This window comes from Mycobacterium shottsii, from assembly GCF_010728525.1.
In the GTDB taxonomy this organism is placed as follows: Bacteria; Actinomycetota; Actinomycetes; order Mycobacteriales; family Mycobacteriaceae; genus Mycobacterium; species Mycobacterium marinum.
The window spans coordinates 5,427,806-5,444,019 of record NZ_AP022572.1; the positions used below are offsets into that span (position 1 = coordinate 5,427,806).

General features: G+C 64.3%; 15 protein-coding genes. 4 read left to right on the forward strand and 11 right to left on the reverse strand.

Going from position 1 to position 16,214, the window contains the following annotated elements; genetic code table 11:
- Nucleotides 1-5: 5 nt before the first annotated feature.
- The 5 genes from G6N41_RS25040 to ctaD all read right to left on the reverse strand — a co-directional run bounded on the left by G6N41_RS25040 (nt 6) and on the right by ctaD (nt 6,009).
- The gene (locus tag G6N41_RS25040) at nt 6-1,982 is read right to left on the reverse strand and encodes a proton-conducting transporter transmembrane domain-containing protein (protein ID WP_198965985.1); all 1,977 of its coding nucleotides are present in this window, start codon (nt 1,980-1,982) and stop codon (nt 6-8) included.
- Entirely contained in the window at nt 1,979-2,458 is a 480-nt protein-coding gene (locus tag G6N41_RS25045; RefSeq protein ID WP_198965986.1) for an NADH-quinone oxidoreductase subunit B family protein, read from the reverse strand. The genes G6N41_RS25040 and G6N41_RS25045 overlap by 4 nt, the downstream gene beginning before the upstream one ends.
- 14 nt (nt 2,459-2,472) lie before the next feature.
- Nucleotides 2,473-2,817 carry an ArsR/SmtB family transcription factor gene (locus G6N41_RS25050; RefSeq protein ID WP_198965987.1) on the reverse strand — a complete coding sequence of 115 codons (345 nt, stop codon included), beginning with the start codon at nt 2,815-2,817 and terminating at the stop codon, nt 2,473-2,475.
- 181 nt (nt 2,818-2,998) lie between these two features.
- A complete protein-coding gene (gene serB / locus G6N41_RS25055) occupies nt 2,999-4,228 on the reverse strand; it encodes a phosphoserine phosphatase SerB (RefSeq protein ID WP_015355083.1) in 1,230 nt (409 codons plus the stop codon).
- 59 nt (nt 4,229-4,287) lie between these two features.
- Nucleotides 4,288-6,009: an aa3-type cytochrome oxidase subunit I gene (ctaD, locus tag G6N41_RS25060; protein ID WP_198965988.1), complete on the reverse strand. Its 1,722-nt coding sequence runs from the start codon at nt 6,007-6,009 to the stop codon at nt 4,288-4,290.
- A gap of 193 nt (nt 6,010-6,202) precedes the next feature.
- On the opposite strand from ctaD, the gene G6N41_RS25065 reads away from it, so the two are divergent.
- Both G6N41_RS25065 and G6N41_RS25070 read left to right on the forward strand, forming a co-directional pair.
- The gene (locus G6N41_RS25065) at nt 6,203-7,282 is read left to right on the forward strand and encodes an iron-siderophore ABC transporter substrate-binding protein (protein ID WP_198968016.1); all 1,080 of its coding nucleotides are present in this window, start codon (nt 6,203-6,205) and stop codon (nt 7,280-7,282) included.
- A gap of 133 nt (nt 7,283-7,415) precedes the next feature.
- Nucleotides 7,416-8,456: an NAD(P)-dependent alcohol dehydrogenase gene (locus G6N41_RS25070; protein WP_198965989.1), complete on the forward strand. Its 1,041-nt coding sequence runs from the start codon at nt 7,416-7,418 to the stop codon at nt 8,454-8,456.
- Here the strand turns inward: G6N41_RS25070 and G6N41_RS25075 are convergent.
- Nucleotides 8,445-8,828: a DUF3349 domain-containing protein gene (locus tag G6N41_RS25075; protein WP_036449685.1), complete on the reverse strand. Its 384-nt coding sequence runs from the start codon at nt 8,826-8,828 to the stop codon at nt 8,445-8,447. The genes G6N41_RS25070 and G6N41_RS25075 overlap by 12 nt on opposite strands.
- A 126-nt stretch (nt 8,829-8,954) precedes the next feature.
- Nucleotides 8,955-9,929 (reverse strand): class 1b ribonucleoside-diphosphate reductase subunit beta, encoded by a 975-nt coding sequence (nrdF, locus tag G6N41_RS25080; RefSeq protein ID WP_012393475.1) that lies wholly within the window; start codon nt 9,927-9,929, stop codon nt 8,955-8,957.
- Nucleotides 9,930-10,129: 200 nt separating this feature from the next.
- Between nrdF and G6N41_RS25085 the strand changes: the two genes are divergently transcribed.
- Entirely contained in the window at nt 10,130-10,576 is a 447-nt protein-coding gene (locus G6N41_RS25085; protein WP_198965990.1) for an SRPBCC family protein, read from the forward strand.
- Nucleotides 10,560-11,099 carry a TetR/AcrR family transcriptional regulator gene (locus tag G6N41_RS25090; RefSeq protein ID WP_198965991.1) on the forward strand — a complete coding sequence of 180 codons (540 nt, stop codon included), beginning with the start codon at nt 10,560-10,562 and terminating at the stop codon, nt 11,097-11,099. Before G6N41_RS25085 ends, G6N41_RS25090 begins: the two co-directional genes overlap by 17 nt.
- Here the strand turns inward: G6N41_RS25090 and G6N41_RS25095 are convergent.
- The 4 genes from G6N41_RS25095 to nrdI form a co-directional block, all read right to left on the reverse strand.
- Nucleotides 11,089-12,639: a flavin-containing monooxygenase gene (locus tag G6N41_RS25095; protein WP_020728125.1), complete on the reverse strand. Its 1,551-nt coding sequence runs from the start codon at nt 12,637-12,639 to the stop codon at nt 11,089-11,091. The genes G6N41_RS25090 and G6N41_RS25095 overlap by 11 nt on opposite strands.
- A gap of 118 nt (nt 12,640-12,757) precedes the next feature.
- The gene (locus G6N41_RS25100) at nt 12,758-13,501 is read right to left on the reverse strand and encodes a TetR/AcrR family transcriptional regulator (RefSeq protein WP_198965992.1); all 744 of its coding nucleotides are present in this window, start codon (nt 13,499-13,501) and stop codon (nt 12,758-12,760) included.
- Nucleotides 13,502-13,606: 105 nt separating this feature from the next.
- Entirely contained in the window at nt 13,607-15,772 is a 2,166-nt protein-coding gene (gene nrdE / locus G6N41_RS25105) for a class 1b ribonucleoside-diphosphate reductase subunit alpha (protein ID WP_231608702.1), read from the reverse strand.
- The gene (nrdI, locus tag G6N41_RS25110; RefSeq protein ID WP_198965993.1) at nt 15,742-16,200 is read right to left on the reverse strand and encodes a class Ib ribonucleoside-diphosphate reductase assembly flavoprotein NrdI; all 459 of its coding nucleotides are present in this window, start codon (nt 16,198-16,200) and stop codon (nt 15,742-15,744) included. The genes nrdE and nrdI overlap by 31 nt, the downstream gene beginning before the upstream one ends.
- Between the last annotated feature and the right edge of the window lie 14 nt (nt 16,201-16,214).

The following is a 16,214-nucleotide window of genomic DNA, read 5'->3' on the forward strand; positions in this document are numbered from 1 at the left end:
CAGGTTCATCGCGCCACCACCAGCAAGATGAGCACGCCCAGGGCGCCGTAGCCCTGGTAGAGGTGCACGCTTCCGTTGTGCGCGAGACGGATCACCTGCGCGCACCACGCCAGTGCCCGCAACACCGGGGCGTAGACGCGGTCTTCGATGGCATCGCTGAGATGGGCGCGATAGGCGATCTGCTCGACGTGATAGCGGGTTGCTTCCAGGTGAGTCACCTCGATGCCGGTATCGGGCCGCAGCACGTCGTCGAAGACGCGTTGCAGCGGTTGCGCAAAGGAGGTCGGCGTGCATTCCATCCGGGCGGTGAGTTCGTCTGCGCCGCATGCCCATAGCGGCGAGGTCACCGGCTCCGGGCGGTGACGTGACCCCCAGCGAGCCAGCACCAGCACCACCAGCAGGGCCGCCACCAGGGCCGCGGCCAGCAGTGCCGGTGAGATCGAGCCGTCCATCCCCGGTAGTCGCAACACCGTGCCCAGGTCGGTCAGATCGGCATTCCTGGATGCGGGCAGGGTGTCCAGCACCGATTGCAGCGGTCCCGTGACGACCGCCGGCGCGATCGCGATGACCACACACCCGAGGGCGGCGACCGCCATGCCCACGAGCATGGTGGCCGGGGCTTCCCGCGCCCGCTCGGCCGACCCCGAGCGGGGTCGCGCCAGAAACCCGGTACCGAATGCCTTCACCATGGCGGCCACCCCCAGCCCTGTCGTCAGTGCGACGGCACCGACTCCCAGTGGGGTGGCCAAGCCCACGATGGTGTTGTGTTCGGGCCGGGCGTGAATCAGCGACTGCACCAGCAGCCATTCGCTGACGAAGCCGGCGCCGAGCGGCAATCCGGAAGCGCCGAGTGCGGCGATACCGAAGAATGTGGTGGTGCAGCGCATCCGATGCGCAAGGCCGCCCAGCATGTCCAGGTCGCGCTGTTGGGTCGCCACCAGAACCGAACCGGCGGCCAAGAATCCGAGACTCTTGAACGCCGCATGGGCGATCAGGTGTAGCAGGGCCGCGGTCATCGCGATGACGGCCGCCGGGCCGGCACCGGCCGCCGACAACAGCGTGGCCGCCCCCAGCCCGAGGGTCACCAGGCTCATGTTTTCAATCGTCGAATACCCGAGCAGACGCTTGAGATCGGTGGCCACCGACGCCTGCAGCACCCCGTACATGGCCGAAAAAGCGCCGATCACAAGCAGTGTCACGCCCCACCACTTGGGCCCCGGCCCGAGCAACTGCAGATCAATCCGCAGCAGACCATAGATGCCGAGGTTGACCATGGCGGCACTCATCAACGCCGACACCGGACTGGGCGACTCCGGGTGTGCCCGCGGCAACCATGCATGCAACGGCAGCAAGCCCGCCTTCGATCCGAATCCGAGCAATGTCGCAACGAAAACGAAGGTGCGTACCCCCTCCGACGGCACCGCCATGTCGGCGAAGCGATCGGTACCGGCCGCGGCGGCCAGCACCATCAGTCCGAGCAGCAGTGTCGCGAAGCCCAGCTGGGTCATCACCGCGTAGTAGCCCGCCGCCGAACGAACCTGAGCGCGGCGATGATCCGTCGCAACCAGCACCAGCGAGGAAATCGCCATCAGCTCCCACGCCAGCAGGAACGTGCTCACCGATCCGGCCGCGGGCACCAGCAGCATCGCGGTGACAAACACCGGCAGCATGGTCAGCGCGACCGCACCGAGGTGCTCACGGCGCGCATACCCGATGCTGTAAATGCCGACGACCACGGCCACCGCACCCGTGAGGGCAATGAAGAACCCACCGAGGCGCCCAATATCGAAATCGACGCCGATCAGCGGCACCAGCCAGGCAATGTGAACCTGCCGCACCACGCCGAAGACCGCGGTGAGCCCCTGGGCGGTACCGCACGCGCCGATGCCCGCCGTGGTCGCGCCGCTCAGCACCGCCCCGAAACCGTTGCCCGACAGCGCAACCTGATGCTCGGGCGGTGCGTCCGACAGTGTCGCCGTCACCGGCCGGTCACCGATCGCAGCGCGGCAACCACCTGGTCGGGCGTGGGTGGACAGCCCGGGACTTCGACATCGACGGGGACGACCTCGCTGACCGCACCCACCACCCCATAGGCGTCGGCAAACACCCCACGGTTGAGGGCGCAGTCGCCGCACGCGATCACCACCCGCGGTTGGGGTGTGGCCGCCAAGGTGTTCTTCAAAGGTTGCGCCATGTTCCTGGTCACCACCCCGGTGACCAGCAGCGCATCCGCGTGCCGCGGCGAGGCCACCAGCCGAGCCCCAAACCGCTCGGCGTCATAGACCGGCCCGAACGCTCCGGAGATCTCCACCTCGCAGCCATTGCAGGACCCGGCATCGACGTGGCGCACCTGAAGGGACCCCCGCAACCCGGCCGGCGCCGCCACCGCCGGGGTGGATTCGTGCCCCAGCTTCTCGGCCACCCGGCCCAGTCGCATGATTCTGGCGATCCAACCCATTGCCCGCCGCCCCGCTAGTTGTCCGCGCCCGGAACGCCGGCCCGCAGATCCTCGAGCATGGCGACCTGACCGCTGAGCATCCCGGTCAACACCCGGCGCGCCACGGCCATCAGTTCGGCGATCAATGGCGAAGTGATCGAGTAGCTGACCGTGTTGCCATCCTTGGTCGCGCTCACCACTCCAGCCCGGCGCAGGACGCCGAGCTGCTGAGACAGATTGGACGACTCCAGGCCCACCTCGGGCAACAGCTCGGCTACCGTGTGATCCCGCTCGGAGAGCAGTTCGAGAATCCTGACCCGGGCCGGATGCCCCAGCGTATTGAAGAACTCGGCCTTGAGCTTGTAGAGCCGCTCCGTCACCCGACCTCGCTTAAAATTCCACAATTTCAGTTTCTGTGAATTTATCAATTGAAAACTTTATCAGGTGTTCGACAGACTCGCGCGCTACCCTCTCCCCCACCCGCGAGCAGACGCAGACTCGCACAAAATCGGTGATTTTGCTGCGAGTCTGCGTCTGCTCAGCGCGATTGCGCGCGGCGGTTTAGTCCTCGGGGATCTCGACGCGGCGCATCACACCGTCAACGTTGTCGGCGGCTTCAATCTCGCCGCGAGTCACCCCCAGCAGAAACAGCACGGTATCCAGGTATGGATGGCTCAACGACGCGTCGGCCACGGCGCGCAAGGCCGGCTTGGCGTTGAACGCGACACCCAGGCCGGCGGCGGCCAGCATGTCGATGTCATTGGCTCCGTCGCCCACCGCGACGGTTTGCTCCATCGGAACGCCGAAGCGCCCGGCGAATTCTCGCAACGCCGCGGCCTTGCCCGGCCGATCGACGATGGAGCCGACGACCCGGCCGGTCAGTGTGCCGTCGATGATCTCCAGCTCGTTGGCGGCGACGAAGTCCAGGTTCAGCTCTTGCGCCAGTGGCTCGATGATCCGGCGGAACCCACCGGAGACCACGCCGCAGCGAAAACCCAACCGCTGCAAGGTGCGCAGCGTGGTACGCGCGCCGGGCATCAGTTGCAGTTGTGCGGCGACATCGTCGATGACCGTGGCCGGCAAGCCCTCCAGGGTGGCCACCCGCTGTTGCAGCGACTGCGCGAAGTCCAGTTCCCCGCGCATGGCGGCCTCGGTGATCGCCGCCACGGTGCCCTCGGCGCCGGCCCGGGCCGCGAGCATCTCGATGACCTCACCCTGAACCAGTGTCGAATCGACATCGAACACGATCAGTCGCTTGGTCCGCCAGGCCAGCCCGTAGTCTTCGACGGCGACATCGACCCGCTCGTCGACGGCGACCTTGGTCAGGGCCGTCTGCAAGGGTCGATAGGTGCCGGGCGGCACCGAGACCCGCAGCTCCAGGCCGGTGACCGGATAGTCGGAGATGCCGCGGATGAAGTCGATGTTGACGCCCAGCGCCGCCACCTCTTTGGCCACCGCACCGAATGCCCCGGCGGTCACCGGGCGGCCCAGCACGAAGATGGTGTGCGTCGACGGTTCCCGGATGACCGGTAGGTCGTCGCTGCGCTCCACCGTTACGTCCAGGCCCACCTCATGGATGGCGGCTTCGACGTCCTCGCGCAGCGCGGCGCCGTCGGCGACTTCCGGTGCGCAGGACACCAGCACTCCCAGCGTGAGCCGGCGCCGGATGACGACCTGTTCGACGTTGAGGAGCTCCACGCCATGCTTGGAGAGCACCTCGAAGAGCGCGGAGGTCACACCCGGCTGGTCGATGCCGGTGACAGTGATCAACACCGACACTTTGGCGGGCACGCTCACTGGCGATTACCACCCAGCCACGCCGAGCACCGGCCCAGGCGGTTGCGTTTCCATCAGCTCGACGTTGCCTTGGCCAACTCGTCGTGGTGACGACCCACGTGGGCCTCGGCCCGAAGACGCTCCACCATGTGCGGGTAGTGCAACTCGAACGCCGGGCGCTCCGAACGGATGCGGGGCAGCTCGGTGAAGTTGTGCCGCGGCGGCGGGCAGCTGGTCGCCCATTCCAGCGAGTTGCCGTAGCCCCACGGGTCGTCGACGGTCACCACCTCGCCGTAGCGCCAGCTCTTGAACACGTTCCACACGAACGGGATCATCGCCACGCCCAGGATGAACGCCCCGATGGTAGAGACGATGTTCAGGCTCTGGAAGCCGTCGGTGGGCAGGTAGTCGGCGTACCGGCGAGGCATGCCCTCGTCGCCGAGCCAGTGCTGCACCAGGAACGTGGTATGGAACCCGATGAACGTCAACCAGAAGTGCAGCTTGCCCAGCCGCTCGTCCAGCAGCCGACCGGTCATCTTGGGGAACCAGAAGTAGATCCCGGCGAAGGTGGAGAACACGATGGTGCCGAACAGCACGTAGTGGAAGTGCGCGACCACGAAGTAGCTGTCGGTCACGTGGAAGTCCAGCGGCGGGCTGGCCAGCAGCACCCCACTCAGACCGCCCAGCAGGAACGTGACGGCAAAGCCCACCGAGAACAGCATCGGCGTCTCAAAGGTCAACTGCCCCTTCCACATGGTGCCGACCCAGTTGAAGAACTTGATCCCGGTCGGTACCGCGATGAGGAAGGTCATGAAGGAGAAGAACGGCAGCAGCACCGCACCGGTGGCGAACATGTGGTGCGCCCACACGGCAACGGACAGGGCCGCGATCGACAAGGTCGCGTAGACCAGCGTGGTGTAGCCGAAGATCGGCTTGCGCGAGAACACCGGCAAGATCTCGGAGACCACCCCGAAGAACGGCAGCGCGAGAATGTACACCTCGGGGTGACCGAAGAACCAGAAGAGGTGTTGCCACAACAGCACCCCGCCATTGGCCGGGTCGTAGATGTGGGCGCCCAGGTGGCGATCGGCAGCCAGCCCGAACAGCGCCGCGGTCAGCAACGGGAACGCGATCAGCACCAGGATCGACGTGACCAGGATGTTCCAGGTGAAGATCGGCATCCGGAACATCGTCATACCGGGCGCACGCATGCACACGACGGTCGTGATCATGTTGACCGCGCCCAGGATGGTGCCCAGACCACCGACCGCGATGCCCATGATCCACAGGTCACCGCCGACGCCGGGTGAGTGGATGGCGTCGGTCAACGGGGTGTAGGCGGTCCAGCCGAAGTCGGCGGCGCCACCGGGCGTGATGAAGCCGGCCATACCCAGCGTGGCGCCGAACAGGAACAGCCAGAACGAAAAGGCGTTCAGCCGCGGGAACGCGACGTCGGGCGCCCCGATCTGCAGCGGAAGCACCAGGTTCGCGAAGCCGAACACGATCGGGGTCGCATAGAACAGCAGCATGACCGTGCCGTGCATGGTGAACAGCTGGTTGAACTGCTCATTCGACAAGAACTGCAGGCCCGGCGTGGCCAGCTCCGTTCGCATCAGCAGCGCCAGCAACCCGCCGATCAGGAAAAAGATGAAGCAGGTGACGACGTACATGATGCCGATCAGCTTGTGATCGGTCGTCGTCAGCAGCTTGTAGACCAGATTCCCTTTGGGACCGGTACGGGCCGGATACGGACGAATGGCCTCGAGTTCTCCCAAAGGGGGCGCTTCGGCTGTCAACAGCTCCTCCAAACATCCAGCGCGGACAGGGTCGCTTTACCCAACACTGATACGAATCTTAGCCCGCTATCAGCCGGCCGGCAGGCCTGGTCCTACAAACTGTCGTAATTGAGTTCCGGCGGCGCCCATCGAGCTCGGGCGGATCGCCCGCACCTGGGCAGATGTTAACGTCGAACGCGTGCAATTCGGCCGGATGCGACTGGGTCTGGTCGCTGTATCTCTGAGTGTGGCAATCGTGGTGTGCTCCGGTTGCGGGTCAAGCCAACCCGCCACCAAAGCGGCGCGTTCGGTGGCCACTCCTACCACCCAGATCGCGGGCGCCGGGGTGCTGGGAAACGACCGCAAGGCCGATGAGTCGTGCGCGCGCGAGGCGGCCGCACCCGACCCGGGGCCGGCAACCCGCCCGGCGCACAACGCCGCGGGCGTCACCCCGGATGTCGCCCAGATCTCCGCAGAACCGCAGCGCATCGTGGTGCTCTCCGGCGACCAGCTCGACGCGCTGTGTGCGCTGGGACTGCAATCCCGGGTGGTCGGTGCCGCCTTCCCGGACGGTTCCAATAGCCAGCCCTCCTACCTCGGCACCGCCGTGCACGACCAGCCGGGGGTCGGTAGCCGGACCGCACCGGATCTGAAGGCGATCGATGCGGCCCACCCGGATCTGATCCTGGGCTCAGAAGCGCTGACACCGAATTTGTATGCGCAGTTGGCGGCGATCGCCCCCACCGTGTTCACGGCGGCACCGGGGGCGGCGTGGGAGGACAATCTGCGCGGCGTCGGGGCCGCGACCGCCCGCAGCGCCGCGGTCGAGGAGCTGCTCAGCGGATTCACCCAGCGGGCCAGACAGGTGGGGACCAAACATGACGCAACCCATTTCCAAGCGTCGATCGTCCAGCTGACCCGTGACAGCATGCGGATCTATGGGTCCCGCAACTTTGCGGCCAGTGTGCTCGCCGCGGTCGGGGTGGATCGGCCCGCATCGCAGCGGTTCACCGACAAGCCTTATCTCGAGATGGGCACCACCGACGCCGAACTTGCCAACGGACCGGACTTTTCGGCCGCTGACGCCGACATCATCTACGTGTCCTGCGCCTCCCCCGCGGCCGCCGAACGAGCCGCTACCGTGCTGGACAGCGGTCCGTGGCGCAATCTGTCCGCCAACCACGACAACCGGGTCCTGATCGTCAACGACGAGATATGGCAGACGGGTGAGGGTTTGGTTGCCGCTCGGGGCATTGTCGATGACCTGCGCTGGGTGAACGCACCGATCAACTGAACGCTCGACCGGTCAGACCGGACCGCCGGCCGAGTCATAGGCTGGTGAGTGAGCGCCCTCACCTGGCCCCAGAACTTTAACTTAGCTAATCTTTACAAAAAGCGATGCTCCCGAGGATTCGAAGAGGACTTCCATGAACACCGTCTCCGCATACGCCGCCCTGTCAGCCACCGAACCGCTGACCAAGACCACGATCACCCGTCGCGACCCCGGCCCGCACGATGTGGCAATCGATATCAAGTTCGCCGGCATCTGTCACTCCGACATCCACACCGTCAAAGCCGAGTGGGGCCAGCCGAACTACCCCGTGGTTCCGGGCCACGAGATCGCCGGCGTGGTGAGCGCGGTAGGTTCGCAGGTAATCAAGCACAAGGTGGGCGACCACGTCGGTGTCGGCTGCTTCGTGGACTCCTGCCGCGAGTGCAGCTGTTGCGAGCGCGGCATCGAGCAATACTGCAAGCGCGGCGCGACATTCACGTACAACTCGGTCGGCAAAGACGGCCAACCGACGCAGGGCGGCTACAGCAAGGCGATCGTCGTCGACGAGAGTTACGTGCTGCGCATCCCCGACGCACTGCCGCTGGATGCGGCCGCCCCACTGTTGTGCGCGGGCATCACGCTGTTTTCACCGCTTCGGCACTGGAACGCCGGGCCGGGCAAGCGAATTGCGGTGATCGGCCTGGGCGGGCTCGGGCACATGGGCGTGAAGCTGGCCACCGCGATGGGCGCCGAGGTGACCGTGTTGTCGCAGTCACTCAAGAAAATGGAAGACGGGTTGCGGCTGGGCGCCAGCCACTACTACGCAACATCGGACCCGGACACCTTCCGCAAGCTGCGCGGCAGCTTCGATCTGATCCTGAACACCGTGTCGGCGAACCTGGACATGGGCCAGTACCTCAACTTGCTGGACGTGGACGGCACGCTGGTGGAGCTGGGCATCCCGGAGCACCCCATGGAGGTGCCGGCATTCGCGCTGGCGCTGATGCGGCGCAGCCTGTCCGGATCGAACATCGGCGGGATCGCCGAGACCCAGGAGATGTTGGACTTCTGCGCCGAGCACGGCGTCACGCCCGAAATCGAGCTCATCGAGCCCGATTACATAAACGAAGCCTACGAGCGGGTGCTGGCCAGCGACGTGCGCTATCGATTCGTCATCGATACATCAAGCCTGTGACGAAAGCCCTTCGGGTGTCTCGGCGTCGCCATCCTCGGTCTCACTGAGGTCGATGCCGGCCAGCGGCCAGCCGGCGGCGGCGAGCACGCCGGCTACCCGCTGGATGTTTTCCGGTCCCGCATCGTGGTGAGTCACGTCGGTAATGAATTCCGCAATCTCGTCGCGGTTGATCACCCCGTCGGCCGTCGCGGGTGAACCCTCCGCGGTGATATCACGCACCACCTGCCGGATTTGGTCCTCGGTCAGCGGTGTGCTGCGCAACAACGCCAACAGGGGCACCCGATCGGGCCCCGGAACGCCGTCAGGGTAGCCCGCCTGCAGCCAACGAACCACTGACCGGACGAACCGGGGGTGAGAAGACAAGGTTTTCATCACCCCACCAGTGTCACGGTAGGCGCCTCGCCAGCGCCACCGTGGGGTCCTGTCGTGTGCACAATTCACCGGCCGTTCACGGACCGCACATATATGGCGGGCCCGATGATGGCGCCTGGTGGCGCCCTAGAAGTCCCAGTCCTCGTCTTGAGTGACCACGGCCTTGCCGATCACGTAGCTCGACCCCGAGCCGGAGAAGAAGTCGTGGTTCTCGTCGGCATTGGGCGACAGCGCCGAAAGGATCGCCGGGTTCACGTCGGTCTCATCGCGCGGGAACAGGGCCTCGTAGCCGAGGTTCATCAACGCCTTGTTTGCGTTGTAACGCAAGAACTTCTTGACATCCTCGGTCAGCCCGACCTCGTCGTAGAGATCCTGGGTGTACTCGACTTCGTTGTCATATAGCTCGAAGAGCAGCTCGTAGGTGTAGTCCTTGAGCTCGGTACGCCGGGCCTCGTCGGCGGCCGCAAGCCCGCGCTGGAACTTGTAGCCGATGTAGTAGCCGTGTACAGCCTCATCGCGGATGATCAGCCGGATCATGTCGGCCGTGTTGGTCAGCTTGGCCCGGCTCGACCAGTACATCGGCAGGTAGAAGCCCGAGTAGAACAGGAAGCTTTCCAGCAGCGTGGAGGCCACCTTGCGCTTGAGCGGGTCGTCGCCCCGGTAGTACTCGAGCACGATCTCCGCCTTGCGCTGCAGGTTGGAGTTTTCCTCCGACCAGCGGAACGCGTCGTCAATCTCGGCGGTCGAGCACAGGGTGGAGAAAATCTGGCTGTAGCTCTTGGCGTGTACCGACTCCATGAACGCGATGTTGGTCAGCACCGCCTCCTCGTGGGGAGTCAGCGCGTCGGGGATCAAGCTGACCGCACCCACGGTGCCCTGAATCGTGTCCAGCATCGTCAGACCCGTGAACACCCGCATGGTCAGCTGCTTTTCACCGGCGGTCAGCGTGCCCCAGGAGGGGATGTCGTTGGATACCGGGACCTTCTCGGGCAGCCAGAAGTTGCCGGTCAACCGGTCCCAGACCTCGGCGTCTTTCTCGTCTTGGACGCGGTTCCAGTTGATCGCGGAGACGCGGTCGATCAGCTTTGCATTTCCAGTCACCGGAACTCCACTCCTCCAGGGCGATTGGGCCAAATTGGCCAGCGCGTTGCTTAGGCCACAAACACTACCCGTAGGGGCCGACAAGGCGGCGCAACACAAGAAGTTGTGTTTGCGTGTCGCCAACCAAGCGGCTCGGAATCCAGGGCGGCCGCGCTACCAGGGCCTATCCAGAAGCCGATCAATCATGTACCGTTTGGTACATGATTACCGAGCACAGTGTCGAGATCGATGCGCCACCAGAAACCGTCTGGGCGGTCTTCAGCGATGTTGAACGCTGGCCCGAATGGACCGCCTCGGTGACCTGGCTGGCCGCACTGGATGGACCGGGCCTCGCCGTGGGCAAACGGTTCGCGATCAAGCAACCGCGGATGACCAAGCTCGTCTGGAAGGTCACCGAGATCGATCCGGGCGTCTCGTGGACATGGGAACAGCGCGGCCCCGGTGCCCTGGCCTACGCGCGCCACGACGTAACCCCCCTGCCCGGCGGCCGGACGCTGGTGCGCCAGCAAATCGACCAGCGCGGCGCATTCGGCTCCCTGGTCGGCCGGCTGATGACTAGCATGACCAAGCGCTACCTCGACATGGAGGCCAGCGGCCTGAAGAGCAGAGCCGAGCAACTCGGGCGTGCCCGTGGCGCGCACGCCTGACCTTCAGCGGCGCAGACAGCTACTGGACGCTCTGGTCGAGGACTTCGCCGCGCACGGGGTCGGCGACCGATCGCTGCGCGACGTTGCGGCGGCGGTCGGCACAAGCCATCGAATGCTGCTGCACCACTTTGGATCTCGAGACAATCTGCTGGTGGCCGTGGTCGAAGAGGTCGAGCGTCGACAGATGAGTCTGTTGCCCGAGTTGCCGACCAGCCCGGCGGAAAGTTTCACCGCGATGTGGGCCGACGTGCGTCGGCCCGAGCTGCGCCAGCTCGAGCGTCTGTTCTTCGAGTGCTACACCCGCGCCGCGCAGGGCGAAAAGCGATTCGCTCAGATGGTTCCCCGCGCGGTCTACGGCTGGCTGGCCGAGGCCAACGCCGTCACCGAGGGGTCGGCCGATCCCGCGCTGGTGCGACTCAGGCTGGCAGTCATCCGTGGCCTGTTGCTCGACCTCGTTGCCACCGACGACGATGCCGGCGTGGACGCGGCCGCACGGGCCTTCGCCCAACTACTCAGCCGTTGACCGAGCTCTTGGCGCCGGCCTTGAAGAACTGATACTCCTCGGGTTTGACCGACCGAGTGGCCAGCCAGTACTGCCAGGTGTAGCCACACCAGAGCACGGTGTTGCGCCCGTGCTCATCGAGGTACCAGCTGCTGCATCCGCCGCTGTTCCACACCGAGCCCGCCAGCCTGCGTTGCAGCTCCTCGTTGAAACGATCCTGCGCAGCCCGAGTGGGAGCCAGCGCTTGGGCACCCCGCTTGTCACACTTGGCGATCGCATCGGCGACGTAGTGGATCTGCGACTCGATCATGAAGACCACCGAATTGTGCCCCAATCCGGTGTTCGGGCCGAGCAGGAAAAACAGGTTGGGGACATCGGCGACGGCGATGCCGCGGTGAGCGCCGATGCCCTCCCGGTTCCACCGGTCGACCAGGTCCTCGCCGTGCTGCCCCTTGATCTGAACGTAGGTGTAGGAGTCGGTGACGTGAAACCCGGTGGCGTACACGATCACGTCGGCCTGATGTTCGACACCGTCGGCGGTCACGATGCCATTGCGGGTGATTCGCGCGATGCGGTCGGTGATCAGGCGCGTCTTCGGGTTCGCAACGGCCGGGTAGTAGCTCGACGAGTTCAGGATTCGCTTGCAGCCGATGCGGTAATGCGGGGTGAGTTTGCGGCGCAGCTCACGATCCTTCACCGACCGGCGGATGTTGTACTTGGCATAGGCCTCACCGACTTTGAGCACATTCGGCCGCTTGGTCATGCCGAAGGCCAACGCCTCCTGCGCCCAGTAGATCCCCAGGCGCGCCAGTGCGCGAAGCCCTGGAACGTTCTCCATGGCCCGGCGCAGCGCCGGCGGAATCTCCGGATTGGAACGCGGTACCACCCACGGCGGGGTGCGCTGGTAGAGCTGCAGTTCGCCGACCTGCTCGACGATCTCGGGGACGATCTGGATCGCGCTGGCGCCGGTGCCGATGATCGCCACCCGCTTGCCGGTCAGATCCACGCTGTGGTCCCACTCGGCCGAATGGAACGCCGGTCCCGCGAATTCGTCGCGGCCCTCGATCTCGGGCAAGGAGGGAATGTGCAGCGCACCGGCCCCCGAGATGAGGAACTGGGCGACATATTCGCGCCCATCGCTGGTGAACACATGCCAACGGCACTCTTCGTCATCCCAATAGGCGCGGTCGACCAGGGAGTTGAACTCGATGTAGCGGCGCAGCCCGTATTTCTCGGTAACCCCTTTGAGGTAGTCCCAGATCTCGGGTTGATAGGAGAACGGGTTGCGCCAGTCCGGCTTGGGCTCGAACGAGAACGAGTACAGGTGTGAAGGGATATCGCAGGCACAACCTGGATAGCTGTTGTCACGCCAGGTTCCACCCACGTCATCGGATTTCTCCAAGATGACGAAGTCAACGCCTTGTTGTTGGAGCGCGATAGCCATGCCGAGACCGGAGAACCCGGTGCCGATGATGACCGCGCGGGTCTTGACTGGCGGTGTGGGCGCCTGCGGTTCCCCGGATGCTGTTGTTTCTGTGCTGGGGATCACGACATCGGTCATGGCGGTCTTTCCTGTTGTGTGAGTACGCGCAGTTACGACGATAGGCGTCCACCTGAACGCGAATACCCGGTACCCCCGGTATCGGATAACATGAGTGTTATCGATAGCCGCAACGATGTCAACGGCGGTCGGCAGTCGGCGCAGGTACCGCGTCGTGAATCGGCTTGTCGGGGTCCATCGCAATGCCGAGCGCTTCCGCGGTGCCCACGATGACGCCCATCATGATCGTGGTCAGATGCGCGACGAACTGATCGTGCGGCATGCGCCGCGGACTGTCCGGTTCCGGCCCCAACCACCATTCGGTGGCCGACGCCGCCGACCCGAAGGCGGCGAAGGCGGCGAGTTCGAAGGCCGCACGGTTCAGCTCCATCTCGCGCAGCTCGTTGTCGAACATCTCCGTGAAGGTCAGCGTGATCTCTCGGCCTTCGTTGAGGGTCCGCACCGTCACCTCGGATTGGGTCGCGAAGCGACCCTGGATGAACACGCGCAGCACGTTGGGATGTTTGTCGACCAGGCTGACGTACTCTTCGACGCTGCGCCGGATCACCTCGCGGGCCGAGTCGGTGGCCAGGTTGATCGACGGGAAGATCGACGTCCACAACATGTCGCGCAGACGCTCCCCGATCGCGACGAAGAGATCGGACTTGTCGGTGAAGTGCCGGTAGATCTTGGGCTTGGCGGTGCCGGCTTCCTCAGCGATTTCGCGGACACTGAGTTCGGGCCCCAAGCGGTCGATGGCGCGAAAGGCCGCTTCGACGATCTCGTTGCGGACCTTCTTGCGATGCTCGCGCCATCGTTCGCTGCGTGCGTCGACTTTCACCCCCGCGTCTGCATTGGGGTCGGGTCGGCTTATTCTCCGCACGTCAAATACCTTACCGTGTAGCAGTTGCTAACCTGGGCAGACATGACATGCTGCCAGGGCGGCTCGAGACGCCTCGAACCCGCGGTCGACTTACCTTCTGCGGGCCTAGAGCATGCAGGACACGCAGCCGGCGACCTCGGTTCCCTCCAGCGCCATCTGCCGCAGCCTGATGTAGTACAGGGTTTTGATCCCTTTGCGCCAGGCGTAAATCTGCGCCTTGTTGACGTCGCGGGTGGTGGCGGTGTCCTTGAAGAACAACGTCAACGAAAGCCCTTGGTCCACATGCTCAGTGGCGGCCGCATAGGTGTCGATGATCTTCTCGTAGCCGATTTCGTAGGCATCCTGGTAGTAGTCCAGGTTCTCGTTGGTCATGTAGGGCGCCGGGTAGTAGACGCGACCGATCTTGCCTTCTTTGCGGATCTCGACCTTCGAGACGATGGGGTGGATCGACGAGGTCGAGTGGTTGATGTAGGAAATCGACCCGGTCGGCGGCACCGCTTGCAGGTTCTGGTTGTAGATGCCGTGAGCTTGCACGGACTCCTTCAACCGCTGCCAGTCGTCCTGGTTGGGAATGCGGATGCCCGCGTCGGCGAAGAGCTGGCGCACCTTCTCGGTTTTCGGCTCCCAAACCCGTTCGGTGTACTTGTCGAAGAACTCCCCCGATGCGTACTTGGATTGGTCGAAACCCTTGAAGCGCGTGCCGCGTTCGACCGCGATTCGGTTGGACGCCCGCAGCGCGTGGTAGAGCACCGCATAGAAGTAGATGTTGGTGAAGTCAACGCCTTCTTCGGAGCCGTAGAAGATGTGTTCGCGGGCCAGGTAGCCGTGCAGGTTCATCTGTCCCAGACCGATGGCGTGGGAGTCGTTGTTCCCCTGCTCGATTGAGGGCACCGAGGTGATGTGCGTCTGGTCGCTGACCGCCGTCAGCGCCCGGATCGCCACCTCGATGGTCTGGGCGAAGTCCGGGGAATCCATGGTCCTGGCGATGTTCAATGAGCCCAGGTTGCAGGAAATGTCCTTGCCCACCTTGGCATACGACAAGTCGTCGTTGAACAACGACAGCGTGGACACCTGCAGGATCTCCGAGCACAAGTTGCTGTGGGTGATCTTGCCCTCAATGGGGTTGGCCCGGTTCACCGTGTCTTCGAACATGATGTAGGGGTAGCCGGACTCGAACTGCAGCTCGGCCAGCGTCTGAAAGAACTCTCGCGCTTTGATCTTGGTCTTGCGGATGCGCGAGTCGTCGACCATCTCGTAGTACTTCTCGGTCACCGAGATGTCGGCGAACGGCACACCGTAGACGCGTTCGACGTCGTAGGGCGAGAAGAGGTACATGTCGTCGTTGCGCTTGGCCAACTCGAAGGTGATGTCCGGGATCACCACCCCCAGGCTCAGGGTCTTGATCCGGATCTTCTCGTCGGCGTTCTCGCGCTTGGTGTCCAGGAAGCGGTAGATGTCGGGATGGTGCGCGTGCAGGTACACCGCGCCGGCACCCTGACGCGCCCCCAGCTGGTTGGCGTAGGAGAACGAGTCCTCGAGCAGCTTCATGATCGGGATGACGCCCGACGACTGATTCTCGATGTTTTTGATCGGCGCACCATGCTCGCGAATGTTGGTCAGCAGCAGCGCTACTCCCCCACCCCGCTTGGATAGCTGCAACGCGGAGTTGATCGATCGTCCGATCGACTCCATGTTGTCCTCGATGCGCAGCAGAAAGCAGCTCACCGGCTCGCCGCGCTGCTTCTTTCCGGAGTTCAAAAAGGTCGGCGTCGCCGGCTGGAACCGACCGTCGATGATTTCGTCGACGAGCTTCTCGGCCAACGTCGCATCACCGGAGGCCAGCGTCAGCGCCACCATGACCACGCGGTCCTCGAAGCGTTCCAGGTAACGCTTGCCGTCGAAGGTCTTCAACGTGTAGGAGGTGTAGTACTTGAACGCCCCCAAGAACGTCGGGAACCGGAACTTCTTTGCGTAGGCGCGATCGAGCAGCGTCTTGACGAAGTTGCGCGAGTACTGATCGAGCACCTCACGCTCGTAGTAGTTCTCGCGGATCAGATAGTCGAGCTTCTCGTCCTGGTTGTGGAAGAAGACCGTGTTCTGGTTGACGTGCTGCAGGAAAAACTGACGCGCGGCAAGAACGTCCCTGTCGAACTGAATCTTGCCGTCCGCGTCGTACAGATTCAGCATCGCGTTGAGCGCGTGGTAGTCCGTTTCCCCGGGCAGCGCGTGCGCGCTGGTGGTTACAGGCTCTGCAGTGACGGTTGGTGACACGTCTGTTCCTTCCAGAAATCGGCAAGTCCCGCGCGGACGGCGGCGACGTCGTCCGCGGTACCCATCAGTTCGAAGCGGTAGAGATACGGAACACCGCATTTGCGGGACACCACGTTGCCCGCATAGGCGAATTCGGCACCGAAGTTGTTGTTGCCGGCGGCGATCACGCCCCGGATCAACGATCGGTTGTGTTCGTTGTTCAAAAAGGCGATGACCTGTTTGGGGACATAGCCGCCGGCGTTGGAGCCCAGATCGAGGTCCGGGTTAGCCCGGCCGCCCCCGTAGGTGGGCAGTATCAGCACGTACGGCTCGTCGACCTCGATACGGCCGTGCAGGGGTATCCGCATGGCGGGAAGACCTAGCTTCTGCACGAAGCGGTGGGTGTTCTCCGAGACGCTGGAGAAATAGACCAGGTTGCACGGCTCCACCACAGCCTCCTTCG